We start from the raw sequence: 17605 nt of genomic DNA on the forward strand, positions 1-17605 counted from the left end.
AAGTCAGGGAGGCGTATGATGTCGGCTATGGCAGCGGTGATGGAAGGACCCTTGGCCGATCTGAGCAGGTGGGAGACCGAAGGCTGTTCGATCGCCAGAGCCATGGAGCTCATCGGCACCCGCTCGGCCGTCCTCATCCTGCGCGAGGCCTACTACGGCACCACCCGCTTCGACGGCTTCGCCCGCCGCGTCGGCATCACCGACGCGGCGGCCGCGAGCCAACTCCGCAAACTCACCGCGGCGGGAATCCTGGAAAAGCGCCCCTACCAGGAGGAAGGCAAGCGCACCCGGCACGAGTACGTCCTCACCCAGATGGGCAGGGACCTACTCCCGGTGGTCGTGGCGCTGTGGCAGTGGGGCGACACCTACCTCCAGCCGGGCCCGGCGCCACTGCTGCGCGTCGACACCGAAACCGGCGAGCCGGTGCGGGCTCGGCTCACCACCCCCGCCGGCACTCCGGTCGAACTCGAACAGCTCACGGTCCGCGTCAACCCGGACTACCTGCGTGCCCGCAAGAAGGCAGGCCGACCGCCGAACGACACCGGTGCCTGATACGACGACAGCCGACCGCACCGATGATGCGGTCGGCATGTCAGGTCGTCGAGCGGCGGATCAGCGCAGCCGCCGACCGTTCTCGGCGCTGAAGAAGTAGAGGTTCGCCGGATCGGTGGTGAGCGAAAGCCGCTCGCCCTTGGCCGGTGGGTTACGCCAATCCACCCGCGCCACAAGGGTTTCCCCGGACGTGCCGCCGGCCCCGGTGGACAGTGCCCGGCCGTAGACGTAGGCGTCGGAACCCAGTTCCTCCACCACGTCCACTTCCATCTGCATCCCCTGACCGCCGACCTCGAGATGCTCGGGGCGGATGCCGAGCACCACCGAACCCGCACCCGCGTCGACCACCGCGCGCGGCACCTGCACCGGGTAGCCGCCGATGGTGACGGTGCCGTCGGTGACCGGCAGCGTGAACAGATTCATCGCCGGCGAGCCCATGAACCCGGCGACGAACACATTCGCCGGGTCGCGGTACAGGTCGCGCGGCGACGCGCACTGCTGCAACAGGCCGTCCTTGAGCACGGCGACGCGGTCGCCCATGGTCATGGCCTCGACCTGGTCGTGGGTGACGTACACCGTCGTCGTCCCGAGCCGCCGCTGCAACTGGGCGATCTGGGTGCGGGTCTGCACGCGCAGCTTGGCGTCGAGGTTCGACAGCGGCTCGTCCATCAGGAACACCTGCGGCTGCCGCACGATCGCGCGCCCCATCGCCACGCGCTGGCGCTGACCGCCCGAGAGGGCCTTGGGCTTGCGGTCCAGGTACTCGGTGAGGTCGAGCAATTCCGCTGCCGCGCGCACCCTTTCGTCACGTTCGGCCTTGGACACCTTGGCCAGCTTGAGCGCGAAACCCATGTTCTCCGCGACCGACATGTGCGGGTACAGCGCGTAGTTCTGGAACACCATCGCGATGTCGCGATCCTTGGGTTCCGCGTGGGTCACATCGTTGTCGCCGATCAGGATGCGCCCGCCGTTGACCTCCTCGAGGCCGGCGAGCATGCGCAGCGAGGTCGACTTGCCACAGCCGGAGGGTCCGACGAGAACGAGGAATTCGCCGTCGGCGATTTCGAGGTCGAGGGCGTCGACAGCGGGTTTGCCCGCGCCGGGGTAGAGCCGGGTGGCGCCTTCGAAAGTCACGGTAGCCATGCGTAGATCATTCTTCCCATCCCGGCAGGAACGTGCCGGACGATCCGAGAACAGGGTCGGCTCGGATCGTAGCGGCCCGGTGCTCCGGACGTGCTGCGGTAGCCTCGGTCCCGGAGCCCACCGAGTACCGAGGAGCGCGGGATGAGTCGTCCAGTTCGTATCGGAGTCCAGCTTCAGCCTCAGCACGCACCGGATTACGGGCTGATTCGTGATGCGGTGTTGCGGGCCGAGGACGCCGGGGTGGACATCGTCTTCAACTGGGACCATTTCTATCCGCTCACCGGTGATCCGGCGGGCGCGCATTTCGAATGCTGGACCATGCTCGGCGCGTGGGCCGAGCAGACCGAGCGGGTCGAGTTCGGTGCGCTGGTCACCGGCGGCGGCTATCGCAATCCCGATCTGCTCGCCGATATGGCGCGCACGGTCGACCGGATCAGCGGCGGCCGGTTGATCCTCGGCATCGGTGCGGGCTGGTTCCAGCGCGACTACACCGAATACGGGTACGAATTCGGTACGGCCGGTAGCAGGCTGAACCTGTTGAAGGACAACATGTCCCGGCTCACCGCCCGCCTGCGCGTGCTCAGCCCGCCGCCGGTGCGTGATATCCCGATCCTCATCGGTGGCGGCGGGGAGCGCAAAACGCTGCGCCTGGTCGCCGAGTACGCCGACATCTGGCATTCCTTCGTCGATGTGGACACGCTGGCGCACAAGAACAAGATCCTGGCCGAGCACGCGGCCGCCGTCGGCACCGACGAGAGCCGGATCGAACGGTCGGTGCAGTGGCAGGGCCGGGCACAGGCCGAACAGTTGCGCGCGGCAGGTGTGAGCCTGTTCACCATCGGCGTCTCCGGACCCGACTACGACCTCGCCGAGGTGCGCCGCGCGATCGAGTGGCGCGACGAAGTGAACCCGGAATTACTGGAAGGCCTGGCGTAAAATCTTTGACCTGCCCGGATGCACCACACCAGGCGCGGGTGGCGAGTGGGGACACGGGCGGGCATTAGGGTCTATCGGCATGGCAGGTGTGCGTGCTGTGCGAACCCGGGCGCGGATTGCCGCGCTGTTGCTCCTCGTCGGCGTGGCCGCGACCGGATGTGGTGGCTCCGGTGGCGAGACGTCGACGGGTGACCTGTGCTCGCCTCCCGGCCAGAGCGCGGCGGCCGCGGCGCCGACCAACCTCGCCTCCTCCGAGACGGCGGGCACCGACCGCTACACGACCCCGACCACGGTGCCGCTCGAGTCGATCGATACCAGCAAGCTCGGCCTGCTCAGTCCGGGCAAGCTCAGCGTCGGTACCCTCTCGGACGCGCCGCCGAGCATCTGCGTGAACGGCCAGGGCACCTTCACCGGCTTCGACAACGAACTGCTGCGCGAGATCGGCGCGAAACTCGGTCTGCAGGTGGAGTTCTCGGGCACCGAGTTCGCCGGGCTGCTCGCCCAGGTGGCGGGCAAGCGCTTCGATGTCGGTTCGTCCAACATCACCACCACCGATGCCAGGCGCGAACTCGTCGGCTTCACCAACGGCTACGACTTCGGCTATTTCTCGCTGGTCGTGCCGCAGGGTTCGGCGATCAAGGGGTTCGGTGACCTGAACGCCGGTTCGCGGATCGCCGTGGTGCAGGGCACCGTGCAGGACGAGTTCGTGGTGAACCAGCTGCGCCTGGACCCGGTGAAGTTCCCCGACTACAACACCGCGTACGCGAATCTCAAATCCGGCCAGGTCGACGCCTGGGTCGCCCCGTCGGCGCAGGCCGAGGGCGCGATCAAACCGGGCGACGGAATCGTGGTGTCGGAGAACACCTTCAGCCTCGACAACTTCGTCGGCTATGCGGTGGCCAAGAACAACCAGCCGCTCATCGACGCCCTCAACGCGGGCTTGGACGCGGTGATCGCCGACGGCACCTACGCGCGCCTGTACGCCGACTGGGTACCACGCGAGCTACCACCGGGCTGGAAGCCGGGCTCCAAAGCCGCACCGGCGCCGGAGCTTCCGGACTTCGCCGCCATCGCCGCGAGCAAGCAGCCCGGCGAAGCCGAAGTGGCACAGCAGAAATCGACCATCCAGCAGTTGAAGGACACCTTCTTCGACTGGTCGCTGTACACCAAGGCCTTCCCCGACCTCATCAAGACGGGTCTGCCGAATACGCTGATCCTGGCCGTGGTTTCGGGTGTCCTCGGCACCGTGCTGGGCATGCTGCTCGCGGTGATGGGTATCTCGCGCACCCGCTGGTTGCGCTGGCCCGCACGCGTGTACACCGACATCTTCCGCGGTCTGCCCGCCGTGGTCATCATCCTGCTGATCGGGCTCGGAATCGGCCCGGTGGTTCGCAATGTCACCGGCGGCAACCCGTACTGGCTCGGCGCGGTGGCGTTGGCGCTGTTGGCGGCGGCGTACATCGGTGAGATCTTCCGGTCCGGTATCCAGTCGGTGGAGCCGGGTCAGCTCGAGGCGGCCCGCGCGATCGGGTTCGGGTACCGCCAGGCGATGACCCTTGTCGTGATCCCGCAGGGCGTGCGCCGGGTGCTGCCCGCGCTGATGAACCAGTTCATCGCCCTCATCAAGGACTCCTCGCTCATCTACTTCCTCGGGTTGCTCGCCTCCCAGCGTGAGCTGTTCGCGGTCGGCCGCGACCTCAACGCCCAGACCGGCAACCTGTCCCCGCTGGTCGCGGCGGGTCTGATGTACCTGGTGCTGACCATCCCGCTCACCCACCTGGTGAACTACATCGACCGCCGGATGCGCACCGGAAAACCGGTTCCCCCGGTCGATCCGCTCGAACAGGCCGTCATCACGGAAGGCCGGGGCGCATGACCGCCCGCGCTTGCGAAGGAGTTACAGCTCGATGAGTGCATCCCTGACCGGTACCGGCCTGCATCTGACGCTTGGCAACAACCACATCCTGCGCGGCGTCGACATCCACGTCGACGCGGGCCGGACCACCACCGTCATCGGGCCGTCCGGTTCCGGTAAGTCGACTCTGCTGCGGGTGCTCAACCGCCTGCACGAACCCGATTCCGGCGACATCCTGCTCGACGGCGAATCGGTGCTGCGCGAGAACCCCGACCGGTTGCGTCAGCGCATCGGCATGGTGTTCCAGCAGTTCAACCTGTTCCCGCACAAAACGGTCGCCGACAATATCGCCCTCGGGCCGCGCAAACTGCGCGGACTCTCGGTCGAGCAGGCGCGGGCACTCGCGGTGGAGCAGCTCGAGATCGTCGGCCTGGCCGACAAGGCCGACGCGCGACCCGGGTCGCTGTCGGGTGGACAGCAGCAGCGCGTCGCCATCGCTCGCGCCCTCGCCATGAAACCGGAACTGATGTTCTTCGACGAGGCCACCTCCGCGCTCGATCCCGAGCTGGTGAAGGGCGTGCTCGCGCTCATGGCCGACCTCGCCGCCGGCGGCATGTCGATGATCGTGGTGACCCACGAGATGGGGTTCGCGCGCAGCGTCTCCGACAGCGTGGTGTTCATGGACCAGGGCCAGGTCGTGGAGACCGGTGCGCCCGCCGAACTGTTCGACGACGCCAAAACGCCGCGTCTGCGCCGCTTCCTCGATCAGGTCCTCTGACCAGCTAGGAAGGGCTCGCAGCAACGCATGCGCAACTGCTAATGTCGGAAGAGTTGCAAGCTCGATTCGATCCGGAGGAGAGCAGATGACCACCGCGCACGCCGAACATCCGCAGCACACCCACGTCCACGGCCCCACCTGCGGGCACGTCGCCGTCCCCCACCAGGACCACGTCGACTACGTCCACGACGGGCACTTACACCGCGAGCACGAGGGCCACTTCGACGAGTGTGAACCCTCGTCCCACGTCGCCTGCTCCAACCACGACCACGTCCACGGCCCCGGCTGCGGGCACGTCGCCGTCCCGCACAACGACCACGTCGACTACATCCACGACGGCCACCGCCACGCACCCCACGACGGGCACTACGACGACCACTGACCGCTCACGCCCCCGGCCCTTGGCAGGCGGTCGTGTCGCTGGAACTGGTGACCAGGCAGAAGCCGAGGACGAAGGGCAGCAGGAGCCACTGCGGGTCTTCGAGGATGTCGCTGAAAGCGAGGGCGGCTGAGCCGAGGACATCGCCGTCGAGGCCCGTCGCGGCCTGTGCAGGCTCGTCAATCGGTGACAGTGGCGAAGGCTGACCACAGGAGCGGGGAGTTCTCGGGGGACGGGGTGGTTTGCCATGCTGCGAGCTGGGTTCGTTGCCAGTCCAGGATCGTCGTCACCGGGGTGGGGGAGTCGTGGGCGGTGTCGACGGCTCGGATGGCGGATTGGAGTGGGTGGCCGGTTGTCGCTGTGAGGGTGTGGAAGGCGTGGTCGGTGGGGAGTGGCCAGCGGGTGGCGGTGACGAGTTCGGCGCCTGCCGACAGGGCTGCGGTTGTCAGGCCGAGGGCCTCGGTGAAGCGCAGGTCGCCACCGCTTTCGCAGGCGATGAGCGCTACCCGGCTCGGCATCGGCCACAGGTCGCGGCCGGGGACCGGTGCGGGGTCGAGGGTGTAGGTGCCGAGCAGCAGGTCCTTGGCCGACAGCGGGCGGTGTGAGCGGGTCGGCGCCGCGAAACCGCGGGTGTCGGTGGTGCACGTCAGGTGCAGTTGCGCGTGCTCGCTTTCCCCGGACTCCGGTGCGGGCGCGGTGACATGCCCGACGTAGATCAGGCGGCTCGCGCCCGCGCGGAGTGCGTCGGACAGCCAGTCGCGGTCCAGATCGGTGCGCCGGAACAGTTCCACCGGATCGGCGACCGTGGGCACGATGCGGTCACCGTAGGTACTGAAGTGTTGCGCCACAATGGAATCCGCACTCGGGCGGCCGAGCACGGACCCGAGCTCGGAGTCCGCGCGGAAACCGGGAACTCGCGGATCCAGCACCGCCACCACCGGCAGGTCCCGAGTCTCGCTCCAGCGCCGCACCATTCGATCTGGCGCCCTAACCGCCGACACCGGCGCCAGCAGGCTCACATCGGCGATATCGAGCAGCCGGATCGCCGGATCGGGCGCGATGATCTCCCACGGAACCTGGGCGAGCCGAGGCGACGGCTGAATCCGCAGATGCGGCCGGATGCCCCGCTGCGACAGTTCGTACAGTTGCACTGCCAGCCCGTATGGGAGCAGTGCCCGCGACAATGCCTGCGCCAGTGCGTTTTCCGCCTCGGGATCGACCAGTGCGCCCTCGGTCATCACCCGGCTCAACTCGTCCGGGCGGCTGGGATCAGGCACAGCGGCGGCCAGCTGTCGCAACACCGCACGCACATCATCACGAGGCAGCATGGCCACCCCGCGCGCCGAGGTGTCGTCGACCCACCGCCAGGACACATACACGTCGCCCGCGTCGGCCATCCGGATCAGCGCGGTCGGTTGTTCCGTCACAGCGCGATCACCCGGTGGTCGCGGATCAGGCGCCCATACCGCTGCTCGGCGTGGGAAATGTAGTCCGACAGCAGGATTCGACCGCGATCAGAGAGGCGTGGTGGTGGGGCGATGCGGATTCCCGCTGCGGCGGCTACGTCGGCGAGGGCCGTACCCAGGTGTAGAGCGGGGGCCGAGTCGTCGGAGGCCGGTGGGTCGAGCAGCTCGAATTCGAGGGTGGCCGAGCGTGGTTCGATCACCGACTCGACATCGAGGGCTGTTCCCGCACAACGGCTGTCGATAAGGTCCGCGACCAACTGCCCGTCGCCGGTGCGGGCCGCGCACTGAAAGGCCAGGCGCATGGCGGGTTCGGCGACCGTGCGGTGCCAGTGTTCGCGCTGGTTCCCGTTGGGCAGAGTGTGGCGAACCGCATCGATAGCCAGCGCGGCGGGGACCGCGAGGGTGAGCGCGCGCGACAATGTGGCCGGATCGGGATGAGCGTCGGCCGCGATCGTCCGGTGCAGCAATTCGGCGTGCCAGTAGTCGAGCTGGGCGCAGTGCATTCCGAGACCGTGTTCGGCGTAGACCTCGAACGACATCGCGAGCAGTTCCTCCGCGAGGGCGAGGTCGTCCTCGGCGGCGGCGACCGTTGCCAGCCGCAACCGCACATCCGCCGCGTCGAGGACCGCACCGGCCTTGTCGAAACGGTCGAGCGCATGCCGATATCGGGTCCGCGCGGTGTCGAAGTCGCCCCTGCTTTCGGCCAGGTAGCCGTAGGTTTTCGCGCCGATACCCGCGCGATGCTCCAGCTCGGCTCCCTCGAAGAATCCCTGGCTGGCCCCCAACGGTTCCTCGGCATCGTCGTAGCGGCCCGACCGCACGAACATGATGGCCAGGTTCTGCTGGGTTTCGGCCACGGCCGCGGCATCGCCCGCCGCCTCGAATGCGGCCAGCGCCTGCCTCGCGAAATCGACGGCCAGTTCACGTCGGCCGATCTCGAACGACGCGGCCGCCAGATTCATCAACGGATGACCGATCAGCTCGGGCGCCAACCGGCGGGTCACGTCGAGCGACTCGGCGGCGAGCTCATGGGCCCGCGCCCACTGCTGGCGGTGCAGTGCGACCGCCGTCAGCGAGAGCAGGCAGGCCACCGGCAACAGGCCTTGGTCGGTGCCGTCGGCGAGCAGCGACCGGGCCTCTTCCAGCGTTTCCTGGGCGGAATCGAGCTCACCCAGATGCTGGTAGGCCTGCGAAAGATTGACCAGCGCGGCCGGTCGTTGACGAGCCGCGTCGGCGGGCAGCACGGCAAGCGCGGTCCGCATCAGGCCCACCGACCGCCGATGTTCACCCAGCTCGTCGGCCATGCTCGCCGCATTGATCAGCGCCGCGCTGCGCAGTCGGGGCGGCGCGTCCTGCGCGGCGCGCTCGAAGATCTCCAGTGCTCCGAGCACGTCACCACGCTGGTAGGCCGCGTAGCCCGCGGCGAGCTGGTCGTCGTCGCCGTCCGATGTTCTACCGGTCGCTGCCATCGCATCGGCTCCTTGTCGTCCGGGCGCGCTCGGTGATCCGTGCGCGCATCAGAAGTCGTCATCGGATTCGGCGGCTGCGGATTCGGCGGCCAACAGCTGGTCACCCGCCTGTCCGGTGAGTCGGCTGCGGGCGAAGTCGCGGATGCGCGCACGCATGGCCGACTCGTCGGGATATGTGATGGCAGGGCCGACACCGGGGACGAAAACCGAGAGAGTGGTGAAGGTTTCGACGCTCTCGGCCAGCTGTATCTCCGCCGACCAGCTGTCCGTCCGCAGCTGCAGCTCGGCGGTGGCGGCGGCCTCGGTTCCGTTGTCCACATCGAGGCGGACATGGGGGCGAAGGTGCTCGGGCACGTGGAGTGGGCAGTCCGGCGCAGCAACGACGGTGACCCGTGCCGTCGACATTCCCGAGGACCGGGAGACCGTCCAGGACAGCGCATCGGCGCCCGCGTCGAGAATCCCGGGTGGGCATCGCCGCCAGTCCCAGTCACCGCTCCCATGTGCGACGATCAACCCGTCGCCGGGCTGTTTCCCGCCTGCTGCCAACGCGTAATCATCGGCGCGAGCGGAGGATTCGACAACAGGGCGACCTCGGAGGGAGCTCGACTCGAGGCCTGCGGTTCGACGAGAACTCAGCTCAGAGATCAACCCCTCGGCATCACCTGGAGTGAACTCGGGCAACTCCGAATCTGCGAGCGCCATTTCGCACATCTCACTGAGCTGCCCGATTTCCTCGTCCAGTGAGAGATGATCGAGAGCTGGAATACCGTCGACAGTTGACGCAGGCCACCATCGAGAAGCCCAGTGTGCGTACGCAAGTCGCCGCAAGGCGGCAGCCAGCTCAGGCCGAACCGATTCAGCGGCGATTTCGCCGTCCACCCCGTCTGCCACTGCGAGCGCGACATTCTCCCCATAGACCGCCCACAGCCACTCCTGCGCGGCTTCGCGATCGTCGATCACAGCAGCAGGCAGCTGCCGATCATCGAGCACGCTCCAGCTGAGGTGCCCACCAACGACTTCGAGGACCATCGCGTCCAAGGGAGCCAGGGTGTCGGTGACCAGCGGAGTTTCATCAGGAGCGATGGTCAGCAGACCATCGGAGCTGAGCCGAATCATCAACTGGCCCTCGCTTCCTCGACGTCGTCCATGGCCACGGTGAGCGCCTGCTTCACTCGCGTCCGATGGTCGAGCATCACCGACCGCGCGACCCCGTCGAGCAGATCCCACAGCTCGACCGGATCGAACACCGCCAGCTCCCGAACGTCACGTCCGTGCAACCGAACCCACAGTCTGCGCAGGTAGGGCCGCCACGGTGTCCGCAGCTCAGCGGCGACCACCGCCAGCGGTCCGCTCACCGCCTCACCGAGGTGCACCGAGTAGCGCCGCGCTTGCAGGACGTACGCTTCCCGCCGCCATCGCGCGTTCACCACCGCGTGCGCCCGCGACCCGAGGCCGGGCTCACCGGCGTCCGCCCGCTGTCCTCTCGAGTCGCACTGCGCAGCGCCGACAGGAACCCGCACCCCCACGCCGCTCTTCGCCGAAGGTGTAGTGCCGGTATGTAGTCCCGCTTCCGGCCCATCCTGCTCCGATTCCGCAGATCGTTCGCTGCGGTCTCCACGAGCGCCGGACAACTCCGTCGCGACCAGGTCCCGCGCCGGAGGTACCGCATCCAACGGTGAAAGCCCCAGGGCCAGTTCGCAACCAGCCGCCGCAGTCACGCGAAGAGACTCGTCGAGCAACCCCCACGGCGAACAACTCCGGTTCACCTCGGTGCTCACCAACGTCGGCAGGTCGGGCAGATCGGTCCGGTCGATGCTGCCCTGCAGAACGGTGAAGACACGTTCGTAGATGCTCCGGTCGAACGGGAGCGCGAGGGTGGCGGTCGAGGCGGCGGCGCCGACGGCGGGGCGTGGCGGGCACTCGTGCACGGTCAGGCCCAGGTCGTCGGCTCCGTACCTTGGATGCGCGCGCCACAGTGCGATGCCCCGGTGGGTGCCCACCTTGTCCTCGATCAACTCGTCGAGCAGCGGCCCGGCGTCGGCGGGGTCGCCCTCGCGGGCCAAAGTGCTCGCGTCGAGTAGTTCAGTCAGCTCGGAGGCGAGGTCGCGCGCACCGGAGTTCGCCAATGGCCGTGTGCGCCAAGCGGAATCGATGAGCGTTGTCAGCTCGGCAAGCCGGTTCGGTTCGGTCACCAGGTTTTTCAGCGCCGTCGTGGTGCGCCCGCCCGTTCCCTCGTGTACCTCGCGCAGCACCGCGGCGGCACGCTCGCGGGCATCCGCTCCCGGTTCGCCGTGCAGAGTCGCCAGCTCGAAGCATCGCTGGAAGTACAGATCCTGCGCGTTGCCCTCGGTGATCCGTAAGGCGCGCCGCGCCTGTTTGAGGACGGTGAACCAGCTCGCGCACGCCCGCAGCGCATCGGAACGCGCGAGTACCAGGGAGGTCAGCAAGGTGACGCCGTCGGCGTCGAGAACGCTGCCCGCGCACAGCGGATGCTGCACCGGCCGGATCACCAGCGGATCGAGGATCAGCTTCACGGTGCGCCGCAACGGCGCACCCTGTGGTCCGCTCAAGGCGTCGACACCGTCGAGCCCGCGCCACACCTCGTCGAGCACCATGGCGCGGGGTCTTCGCATTCGACCAGGGTAACCGCAGGTCAGCCGACTGTCCGAGGGAAAACTTGGGATCGGTAGGCGGCGCACGATTTCTACCTTTCTCTCAACGGGTTCACCGACCCGCTCACACCGAGAGAGAACGGAAACACCATGAACACCAAGCTGATCGCCACCCTCGCCGCCGCCTCCGCCGCGACCGCCCTGTTCGTCACCGGCTGCAGCGACACCGGCAGCTCCACCAGCACCCCGTCGAGCACCGCCGCCCCCGTGCCGGCCGCGGGCAAGTCCACCGCCAGCGTCGACGGCAAGGAACTGACCGCGAAGTTCGACACCACCTGCGCCAAGCAGGCCGGAACCCTGGCACTGGCCCTCACCGACACGGCCAACGCCACCTACGGCAGCCTCTCGGTGAGCGCGACGCTGGCAGGCGAAACGGTGCAGGCCGTCGCCATCGCGGGCAGCCAGGGCGGATCGAGCGGCATGCCGTACGCCGTGGGCTACGGCAACGGCCAGCCCGGCGGCTCGGCCACCCTCGCCAAGGACGGCAACACCTTCCGCGTCACCGGCGAGGGCGTCGGCGCCCCCGACATGACCAACCCGCTGGCCGGCCCGTCGACGGTGAAGTTCGACATCACCTTCGCCTGCTCCACCATCGTCGGCTGACCTGACCCCCTGATCGCGATCCGGTCGCATCCATCCCGAGGAGAATCATGAAATCCAAGCTGCGTGCGGCCGCGGTCGCCTTCGGAATCCTGGCCATCGGCTACTACCTCTACTACGGCCTCACCTACACGCCCGACGAATTCACCGGCACCATGCTCGGCTGGGTCGGCCCGCAGATGGCGTTGCCCATCATCGCGCTGACGATCGTGCCGATGGTCTTCGCCTTCACCGGCGACGGCATCTTCGAGGCCTTCACCGGTCACAACAGCTCGGAGTTCCGCAGCGGTGAGATCGGTATCGGCACCATCACCTCGTTCCGCCAGACCGGGGTGTCGGTCAACGACCAGCCGCAGGTGCGGATCGAATTCCGCGTCGAAGGCGCCGACGGCAAGACCTTCGACTCCCACGCGAAGATGATCGTGCCGCTCACCGAACTGGCCCTGCTGCGCCCCGGCGTGGTCCTGCCGGTGCGATACCTGCCCGGCCGCACCGACAAGGTGGAGGTCGACCGCTCCGGCGACGCAGGCGCCGCCCAGCGCGCCATGAACGAATCGCTCATCCGCAAGGGCATCACCACCCGCGACAAGCTCGACATCGCCGAACGCGGCATCGCCGCCCAGGCGGTGGTCCGCAGCCTCGATGTGCCCGGTCGCATCCGCGGCGGCTACACCGAGGTGGTGCTCGGGCTGGTCGTCACCCGCCCCGACGGCAGCACCTTCCAGACCGGCGCCGAGAAGTACCTGCCACCGACCGCGATCGGATCGGTGCAGGTGGGACGCATCATCGGCGTCCACTACCTGCCCGGCGACGAACAGGAGGTGGTGATCTCACTGCCCATCAACGCCTGACCCACCACCCACTCGGCGCGTGCTGCCCACGCGCCGAGTTTTGGTCGTGCGTTCACCTTCACGTTCCCGACGCCTCGCCTGCGCTGCCTACCGTGCCGGAAACCGCACTAATCAGGAGTAATCGTGAGTCTGAAACCGCTCGCCCTTTTCGTCACCCACGACGGTCAGTCGTCACGCTCGGCCATCACCTGCGAATACAAGTGTGGCAACGCCTGCTTCCACGAGGTCCCCAACACCTCCGACGGCGAGTACTTCGGTGACATCGTCGCCCGCCTGAACCGTCGCGGACTCATCAAGGGCGGTGCCGCGGCGGTGCTCGCCGTCGGCGCCGCGAGCATGCTCGCCGCCTGTGGCGACGACAGCTCCGACACCGGTTCGACTGGTTCGCCCGGCACCGGCACCGGCTTCACGCCCGTCGCGCCGAACAAGGAAGACGCCGTCGTCGTCCCCGAGGGCTACGAGCAGTCGGTGCTGATCCGCTGGGGTGACGCGGTGATCGAGGGCGCGCCCGCCTTCGACTTCGAGAAGCAGACCCCGGCCGCCGCCGCTCAGCAGTTCGGCTACAACTGCGACTTCGCCGGTCTGCTGCCCATCGAGGGTGAGGCCGACAAGTACGTGCTGGTCGTGAGCCACGAGTACAGCACCGAGCCGATGATGTTCCGCGGCTACAACAAGGACGCGCCGACCCGCGAGCAGTTCGAGATCGCCCTCGCCTCGCACGGCCTGAGCGTTGTCGAGGTGCACGGGCAGGCCGGATCGGGTCAGCTGAAGCCGGTGTTCGGCAAGTACAACCGCCGCATCACCGCGACCACCGAGTTCGAGGTGCGTGGTCCGGCCGCCGGTAGCGCGCTGCTGAAGACCAAGGCCGACCCGACCGGTACCAAGGTGCTCGGCACGTTGAACAACTGTTCCGGTGGTGTAACCCCTTGGGGCACGGTGCTTTCCGGTGAAGAGAACTTCAACCAGTACTTCGGCAACGCCGAGAAGGTGACCGACGCCGACGTTGCCAAGAAGCTGAAGCGCTACGGCATCGAGGGCGGCGCGTCGGAGCGTCGCTGGGAGAACTTCGACCCGCGCTTCGACCTCACCCAGGAACTCAACGAGGTCAACCGCTTCGGTTACGTCGTCGAGGTGAACCCGTGGGATGCGTCCTCGGCGCCGGTGAAGCACACCGCGCTCGGCCGCTTCAAGCACGAGGCCGCCACCATCCACGTCACCGCCGACGGCAGCGTCGTCGCCTACAGCGGTGACGACGAGCGCTTCGACTACATGTACAAGTTCGTCTCCGCCAAGAAGGTGCAGCCGGGCGTCGGCGCGTCGAGCATGCGCCACAACATGACCATCCTCGACGAGGGCACCCTCTACGTCGCCAAGCTCACCGGCGACCACGCCGCCGAGATCGACGGTTCCGGCAAGGTCCCCAACGGCGGTTTCACCGGTAAGGGCGAGTGGATCCGCCTGCTCGAGACCGGCGCCGACGGCAAGGGCAAGTCGTTCGTCGACGGCATGTCGGCCGAAGAGGTCGCCGTGTTCACCCGCCTGGCCGGCGACAAGGTCGGCGCGACCAAGATGGACCGCCCCGAGGACTTCGAGACCAACCCGAAGACCGGCAAGGTGTACGTGGCGCTGACCAACAACACCAAGCGCGGCGAGGAAGGCAAGCCGGGCCCCGACGAGGCCAACCCGCGCAAGCTGAACAAGAACGGCCAGGTCCTCGAGCTCACCGACAACCACACCGGCACCGAGTTCACCTGGACCCTGCTGCTGGTCTGCGGTGACCCCGCCGCCGCCGACACCTACTTCAGCGGCTTCGACAAGTCCAAGGTCAGCCCCATCTCCTGCCCCGACAACCTGGCCTTCGACCCCTACGGCAACCTGTGGATCTCCACCGACGGCAACGCCCTGAAGTCCAACGACGGCCTGTTCGCCGTGGTCCTCGACGGCCCCAACCGCGGTGAGACCAAACAGTTCCTCACCGTCCCCCGCGGCGGCGAGACCTGCGGCCCGATCATCACCGAGAAGCAGGTCATCGTCTCCGTCCAGCACCCCGGCGAGTCCGACGACGCCACCGTCGACAAGCCCCTGTCGAACTGGCCCGACTGCGGCACCACCCAACCCCGCCCGTCGGTCGCGGTGGTCTGGAAGAAGAACGGCGGTCGCATCGGCGTCTGACCTCCGCCGACACCCGATCTGCTGACGAAGCCGCTACCCGACTGGGCGGGTAGCGGCTTTGTCATGTCATCGGCGCCGGATCAGGATTCGTCGGTGGGTGGACGTATGTTGGGGCGCACGGCGGCGATGGGAGTGGTGTGAAGGTGGGTAGGCGGGTGCGGTTCGAGCCAGGGGTGGCGGTGCTCGGGGAATTGCGACCTGCGGTTTCGCCCGATGATGATCCGGTCGGGGAACGCGAGGTGTCCGGGGTCGAGTATCGGGACATCGATTTCGCCGATGCGCAAGTGTACGGGTTCGGTGCCGAGGGGTGCCGGTTCGTGAGTGTGCGGTTTCCGACTTTGTTGCGGCAGACCACTATTGCGGAATCGGAATTGCAGGTGTGCGATCTGGCGAATGTGCAGGCCGACGATTCCTCGATGTTCGAAAGTGTGGTCGGCAACGGCCGGATCACCGGGTTGTCCTGGACCGCAGGGGTTTTGCGTGACGTGCTCGTGGAGTCGACGCGAGCCGACATGGCGTCGTTCGCCGAATCCCGTTTGAGCAAGGTTGTTTTCCGGGACTGCGATCTGCGCCAGGCCGATTTCCAGCGCACCGACTTCCGCAATGTGCGCTTCGAACGCTGCAATCTCGCGGGTGCCCGGTTCACCGGAGCCCGCATCCAGCAGAACCTTCGTTTCGAAGACTGCGATCTCACCGGCATCTACGGGGTCACGGCATTGCGCGGGGCGACGATCCAGGGCGGTGACCTCGAAACACTGGCCGCCACACTGGCCCGTGAACTGGGCATCACGGTGGAGCTCGGAAGTTAGCCCAGCCTGTCGCCGACAATGGGCCTTCGACCTGTACGGTCGCCTGCGGCGCGAGGCGGGTATGCCGGAATACTTGCGGCATGTCTGAGGTGACAACGCTCGAGGTTCCCAAGGCGGTCCATGACCGGTTGTGGGCGTTCGCAGTCGCTCGCGGCCTCACGGCGGCACAGGCGATCGACGTGTTGATCGATGCGGCGGACGCCCGGCCGAAACCAACGATCGGGGGATATCGCAGTAACGATCCCTTGTCCGCTGAGGAGATCGATAAGGAACTCGGCGTTTGACGGCGATTCACTTCATGTTCGGTAGATGTCGCGTGACAATCTCGCCGCGCGCCAGCTCCGCATCGGAGGCAATCAAGCGCCCGACCGTTTCCGGGTCGGACAGAATCTCGATCGTTTCCTCCATCGACGCGAGGTCGTCGACGGCCATCAACACTGCTGCAGGCTCGCCGTGCACAGTGATCGTCACCCGTTCGTGCTGGCCGCGAACCCGAGCGACCAGCTCCGAGAGCGTTGCTTTCGCTTCAGCCAGCTTCATAGTCGCAAGTCCATAATCCGCGTCGATGCAAGCTAGCCCAACCAGTCGAGGACCGAGGCGGCCGTCCAGGACTGTTGCATGCTGCCGAGCGGGGCGCCGGTGAAGGGCTCGTAGTACTCGGCGAAGCTGCCGTCGGCGGCTTGGCGGAGGCCTTCGGCGCGCAGGAGGTAGGCGCGTTCGGCCCAGCCTCGGCGGGCGAACGCCCAGGAGAACAGCCAGCTCATGACCGGCCAGACGGGGCCGCGCCAGTATTCGCGGGGGCGGAAGTCCTTGGCGACGGGGGAAGTCGACGGTGGCAGGGCGTAGCGCAGGTCGGGGTGGCCGCAGAAGCGTGGGCCCTCGAAGGTGTTGAGCAGGGCGCGTTCGGCGGGCCGGGACAGGCCGCCCGAGATCAGCGGCGCGAACATGGCCAGCGTCTCGGTGTTGATCCACCGGCCCAACCGCACGTCGTAATCCTTTGCGGCACCGGTCCGTTCGTCGGCCGTGGCCGCCACGCCCTTGCGGAAGCGTGCCGCCCAGCCGTGCAGTTCACGCACATCGGAATGCGGTTGCTTGTACTCCTCGCCGATATCGGCGAGCACTTCGCAGGCCAGCGCGAAGATCGCGGAGACGAACACGTCCTCCACGGCGAAACTCATCACCGAGGTGAGCTGGAAGTCGTCGTAGTTGGCGCGCCGCATCTGTTCGACCAGCCACAGGTACCGGTCGTACTCCCGGTCGCTCGGTCGTTGGGTCGGGTCGGAGATGATGGCCGTGTCGGCTCGGCGATACGGCGGAAGATCAACGCCGGGAACGACATTGGCGTAGGCGCGGTCCCAGCGTGGCGAGTTGTCCATGCCGGATTCCCACCCGTGGTACAGCGTGATCCGGCCGTTCTCCTTGGGGTCGCGCGCATGGGCGAGCCACCGGTGCCAGCGCACCAGATCCGGCCACCGCCGATTCAGGAACTCCTGCGCCACCGCCCGCGTGGAACGCCCGTGCCTGCGCGAATGGTCGAGAATGCGCTGCACGGCGATGGCATGGACGGGCGGCTGGGTGATGCCGGAGGTGTCGGGTCCCTCGGGGGCGTTGGCGGCCAGCCTGCGGCACTCCCAACGCGCGGGCCCGGGGAAATACCCGTCGACACCGTTGGCGAACACGATGTGCGGGATCATCCCGTTCTTCCACTGCGCCGACAGCAGCGTGTCGAGTTCGACGACCGCCCGCTCCACGCTCAACGGCGCGAGCCCGACCGCGACGAACGCCGCGTCCCAGCTCCACATGTGCGGATACAGGCGCGGCGCGGCACTGGTCATGGTGCCCAGGTCGTTGCCGCGCAGGAGGTAGGCGGCGCGTGCCGCGAGCTGCGTGGGGGTGAAACCCGGGTCGGTCATCTCCCTATTC

At 67.5% G+C, this 17605-nt stretch carries 17 protein-coding genes; 10 read left to right on the top strand and 7 right to left on the bottom strand.

Annotation, left to right across the window (positions count from 1 at the left end):
* Positions 1-15: 15 nt before the first annotated feature.
* Complete coding sequence (locus NCO8_RS26625; RefSeq protein ID WP_167353340.1) at positions 16-552, top strand: winged helix-turn-helix transcriptional regulator; 537 nt, start codon at positions 16-18, stop codon at positions 550-552.
* A gap of 60 nt (positions 553-612) precedes the next feature.
* Here the strand turns inward: NCO8_RS26625 and NCO8_RS26630 are convergent, their stop codons facing one another.
* Positions 613-1695 (bottom strand): ABC transporter ATP-binding protein, encoded by a 1083-nt coding sequence (locus NCO8_RS26630; RefSeq protein ID WP_067643432.1) that lies wholly within the window; start codon positions 1693-1695, stop codon positions 613-615.
* A gap of 141 nt (positions 1696-1836) precedes the next feature.
* Between NCO8_RS26630 and NCO8_RS26635 the strand changes: the two genes are divergently transcribed.
* From NCO8_RS26635 to NCO8_RS26650, 4 genes are all read left to right on the top strand, one after another.
* Positions 1837-2631 (top strand): LLM class F420-dependent oxidoreductase, encoded by a 795-nt coding sequence (locus NCO8_RS26635; protein ID WP_067643435.1) that lies wholly within the window; start codon positions 1837-1839, stop codon positions 2629-2631.
* 79 nt (positions 2632-2710) lie between these two features.
* On the top strand, positions 2711-4507 hold the full coding sequence (locus NCO8_RS26640; protein ID WP_067643438.1) for an ABC transporter substrate-binding protein/permease: 1797 nt from the start codon (positions 2711-2713) through the stop codon (positions 4505-4507).
* 31 nt (positions 4508-4538) lie between these two features.
* Complete coding sequence (locus NCO8_RS26645; protein WP_067643441.1) at positions 4539-5264, top strand: amino acid ABC transporter ATP-binding protein; 726 nt, start codon at positions 4539-4541, stop codon at positions 5262-5264.
* An 85-nt stretch (positions 5265-5349) separates the two neighbouring features.
* On the top strand, positions 5350-5646 hold the full coding sequence (locus NCO8_RS26650; RefSeq protein ID WP_067497651.1) for a hypothetical protein: 297 nt from the start codon (positions 5350-5352) through the stop codon (positions 5644-5646).
* A gap of 176 nt (positions 5647-5822) precedes the next feature.
* Here the strand turns inward: NCO8_RS26650 and NCO8_RS26655 are convergent, their stop codons facing one another.
* From NCO8_RS26655 to NCO8_RS32630, 4 genes are read right to left on the bottom strand one after another with little or no spacing between them, the layout of a single operon-like run.
* Complete coding sequence (locus NCO8_RS26655; protein WP_067643849.1) at positions 5823-7040, bottom strand: CHAT domain-containing protein; 1218 nt, start codon at positions 7038-7040, stop codon at positions 5823-5825.
* A gap of 26 nt (positions 7041-7066) precedes the next feature.
* Positions 7067-8578, bottom strand: a complete 1512-nt coding sequence (locus NCO8_RS26660; RefSeq protein WP_067643444.1) for a tetratricopeptide repeat protein — start codon at positions 8576-8578, stop codon at positions 7067-7069.
* 48 nt (positions 8579-8626) lie between these two features.
* A complete protein-coding gene (locus tag NCO8_RS26665; RefSeq protein ID WP_067643447.1) occupies positions 8627-9694 on the bottom strand; it encodes a hypothetical protein in 1068 nt (355 codons plus the stop codon).
* Positions 9694-11211 (bottom strand): hypothetical protein, encoded by a 1518-nt coding sequence (locus NCO8_RS32630; protein WP_245655513.1) that lies wholly within the window; start codon positions 11209-11211, stop codon positions 9694-9696. The genes NCO8_RS26665 and NCO8_RS32630 overlap by 1 nt, the downstream gene beginning before the upstream one ends.
* Positions 11212-11340: 129 nt before the next feature.
* Between NCO8_RS32630 and NCO8_RS26675 the strand changes: the two genes are divergently transcribed.
* The 5 genes from NCO8_RS26675 (at position 11341) to NCO8_RS26695 (ending at position 15966) form a co-directional block, all read left to right on the top strand.
* A complete protein-coding gene (locus tag NCO8_RS26675; RefSeq protein ID WP_067643454.1) occupies positions 11341-11853 on the top strand; it encodes a lipoprotein LpqH in 513 nt (170 codons plus the stop codon).
* Between the two features lie 47 nt (positions 11854-11900).
* Entirely contained in the window at positions 11901-12701 is an 801-nt protein-coding gene (locus tag NCO8_RS26680; RefSeq protein WP_067643457.1) for a hypothetical protein, read from the top strand.
* Positions 12702-12824: 123 nt separating this feature from the next.
* Positions 12825-14873 (top strand): PhoX family protein, encoded by a 2049-nt coding sequence (locus NCO8_RS26685; RefSeq protein WP_067643460.1) that lies wholly within the window; start codon positions 12825-12827, stop codon positions 14871-14873.
* A gap of 317 nt (positions 14874-15190) precedes the next feature.
* Positions 15191-15682 (top strand): pentapeptide repeat-containing protein, encoded by a 492-nt coding sequence (locus NCO8_RS26690; protein WP_245655514.1) that lies wholly within the window; start codon positions 15191-15193, stop codon positions 15680-15682.
* A gap of 80 nt (positions 15683-15762) precedes the next feature.
* Positions 15763-15966, top strand: coding sequence for a hypothetical protein (locus NCO8_RS26695; protein WP_067643464.1), 204 nt, complete (start codon positions 15763-15765; stop codon positions 15964-15966).
* Positions 15967-15973: 7 nt separating this feature from the next.
* Here NCO8_RS26695 and NCO8_RS26700 read toward each other — a convergent pair whose 3' ends face one another.
* Positions 15974-16222 (bottom strand): type II toxin-antitoxin system Phd/YefM family antitoxin, encoded by a 249-nt coding sequence (locus NCO8_RS26700; RefSeq protein ID WP_067643467.1) that lies wholly within the window; start codon positions 16220-16222, stop codon positions 15974-15976.
* Between the two features lie 32 nt (positions 16223-16254).
* On the bottom strand, positions 16255-17595 hold the full coding sequence (gene ggh, locus NCO8_RS26705; RefSeq protein WP_067643470.1) for a glucosylglycerate hydrolase: 1341 nt from the start codon (positions 17593-17595) through the stop codon (positions 16255-16257).
* Positions 17596-17605 lie beyond the last annotated feature (10 nt).

The organism is Nocardia coubleae NBRC 108252 (assembly GCF_001612805.1).
In the GTDB taxonomy this organism is placed as follows: domain Bacteria; phylum Actinomycetota; class Actinomycetes; order Mycobacteriales; family Mycobacteriaceae; genus Nocardia; species Nocardia coubleae.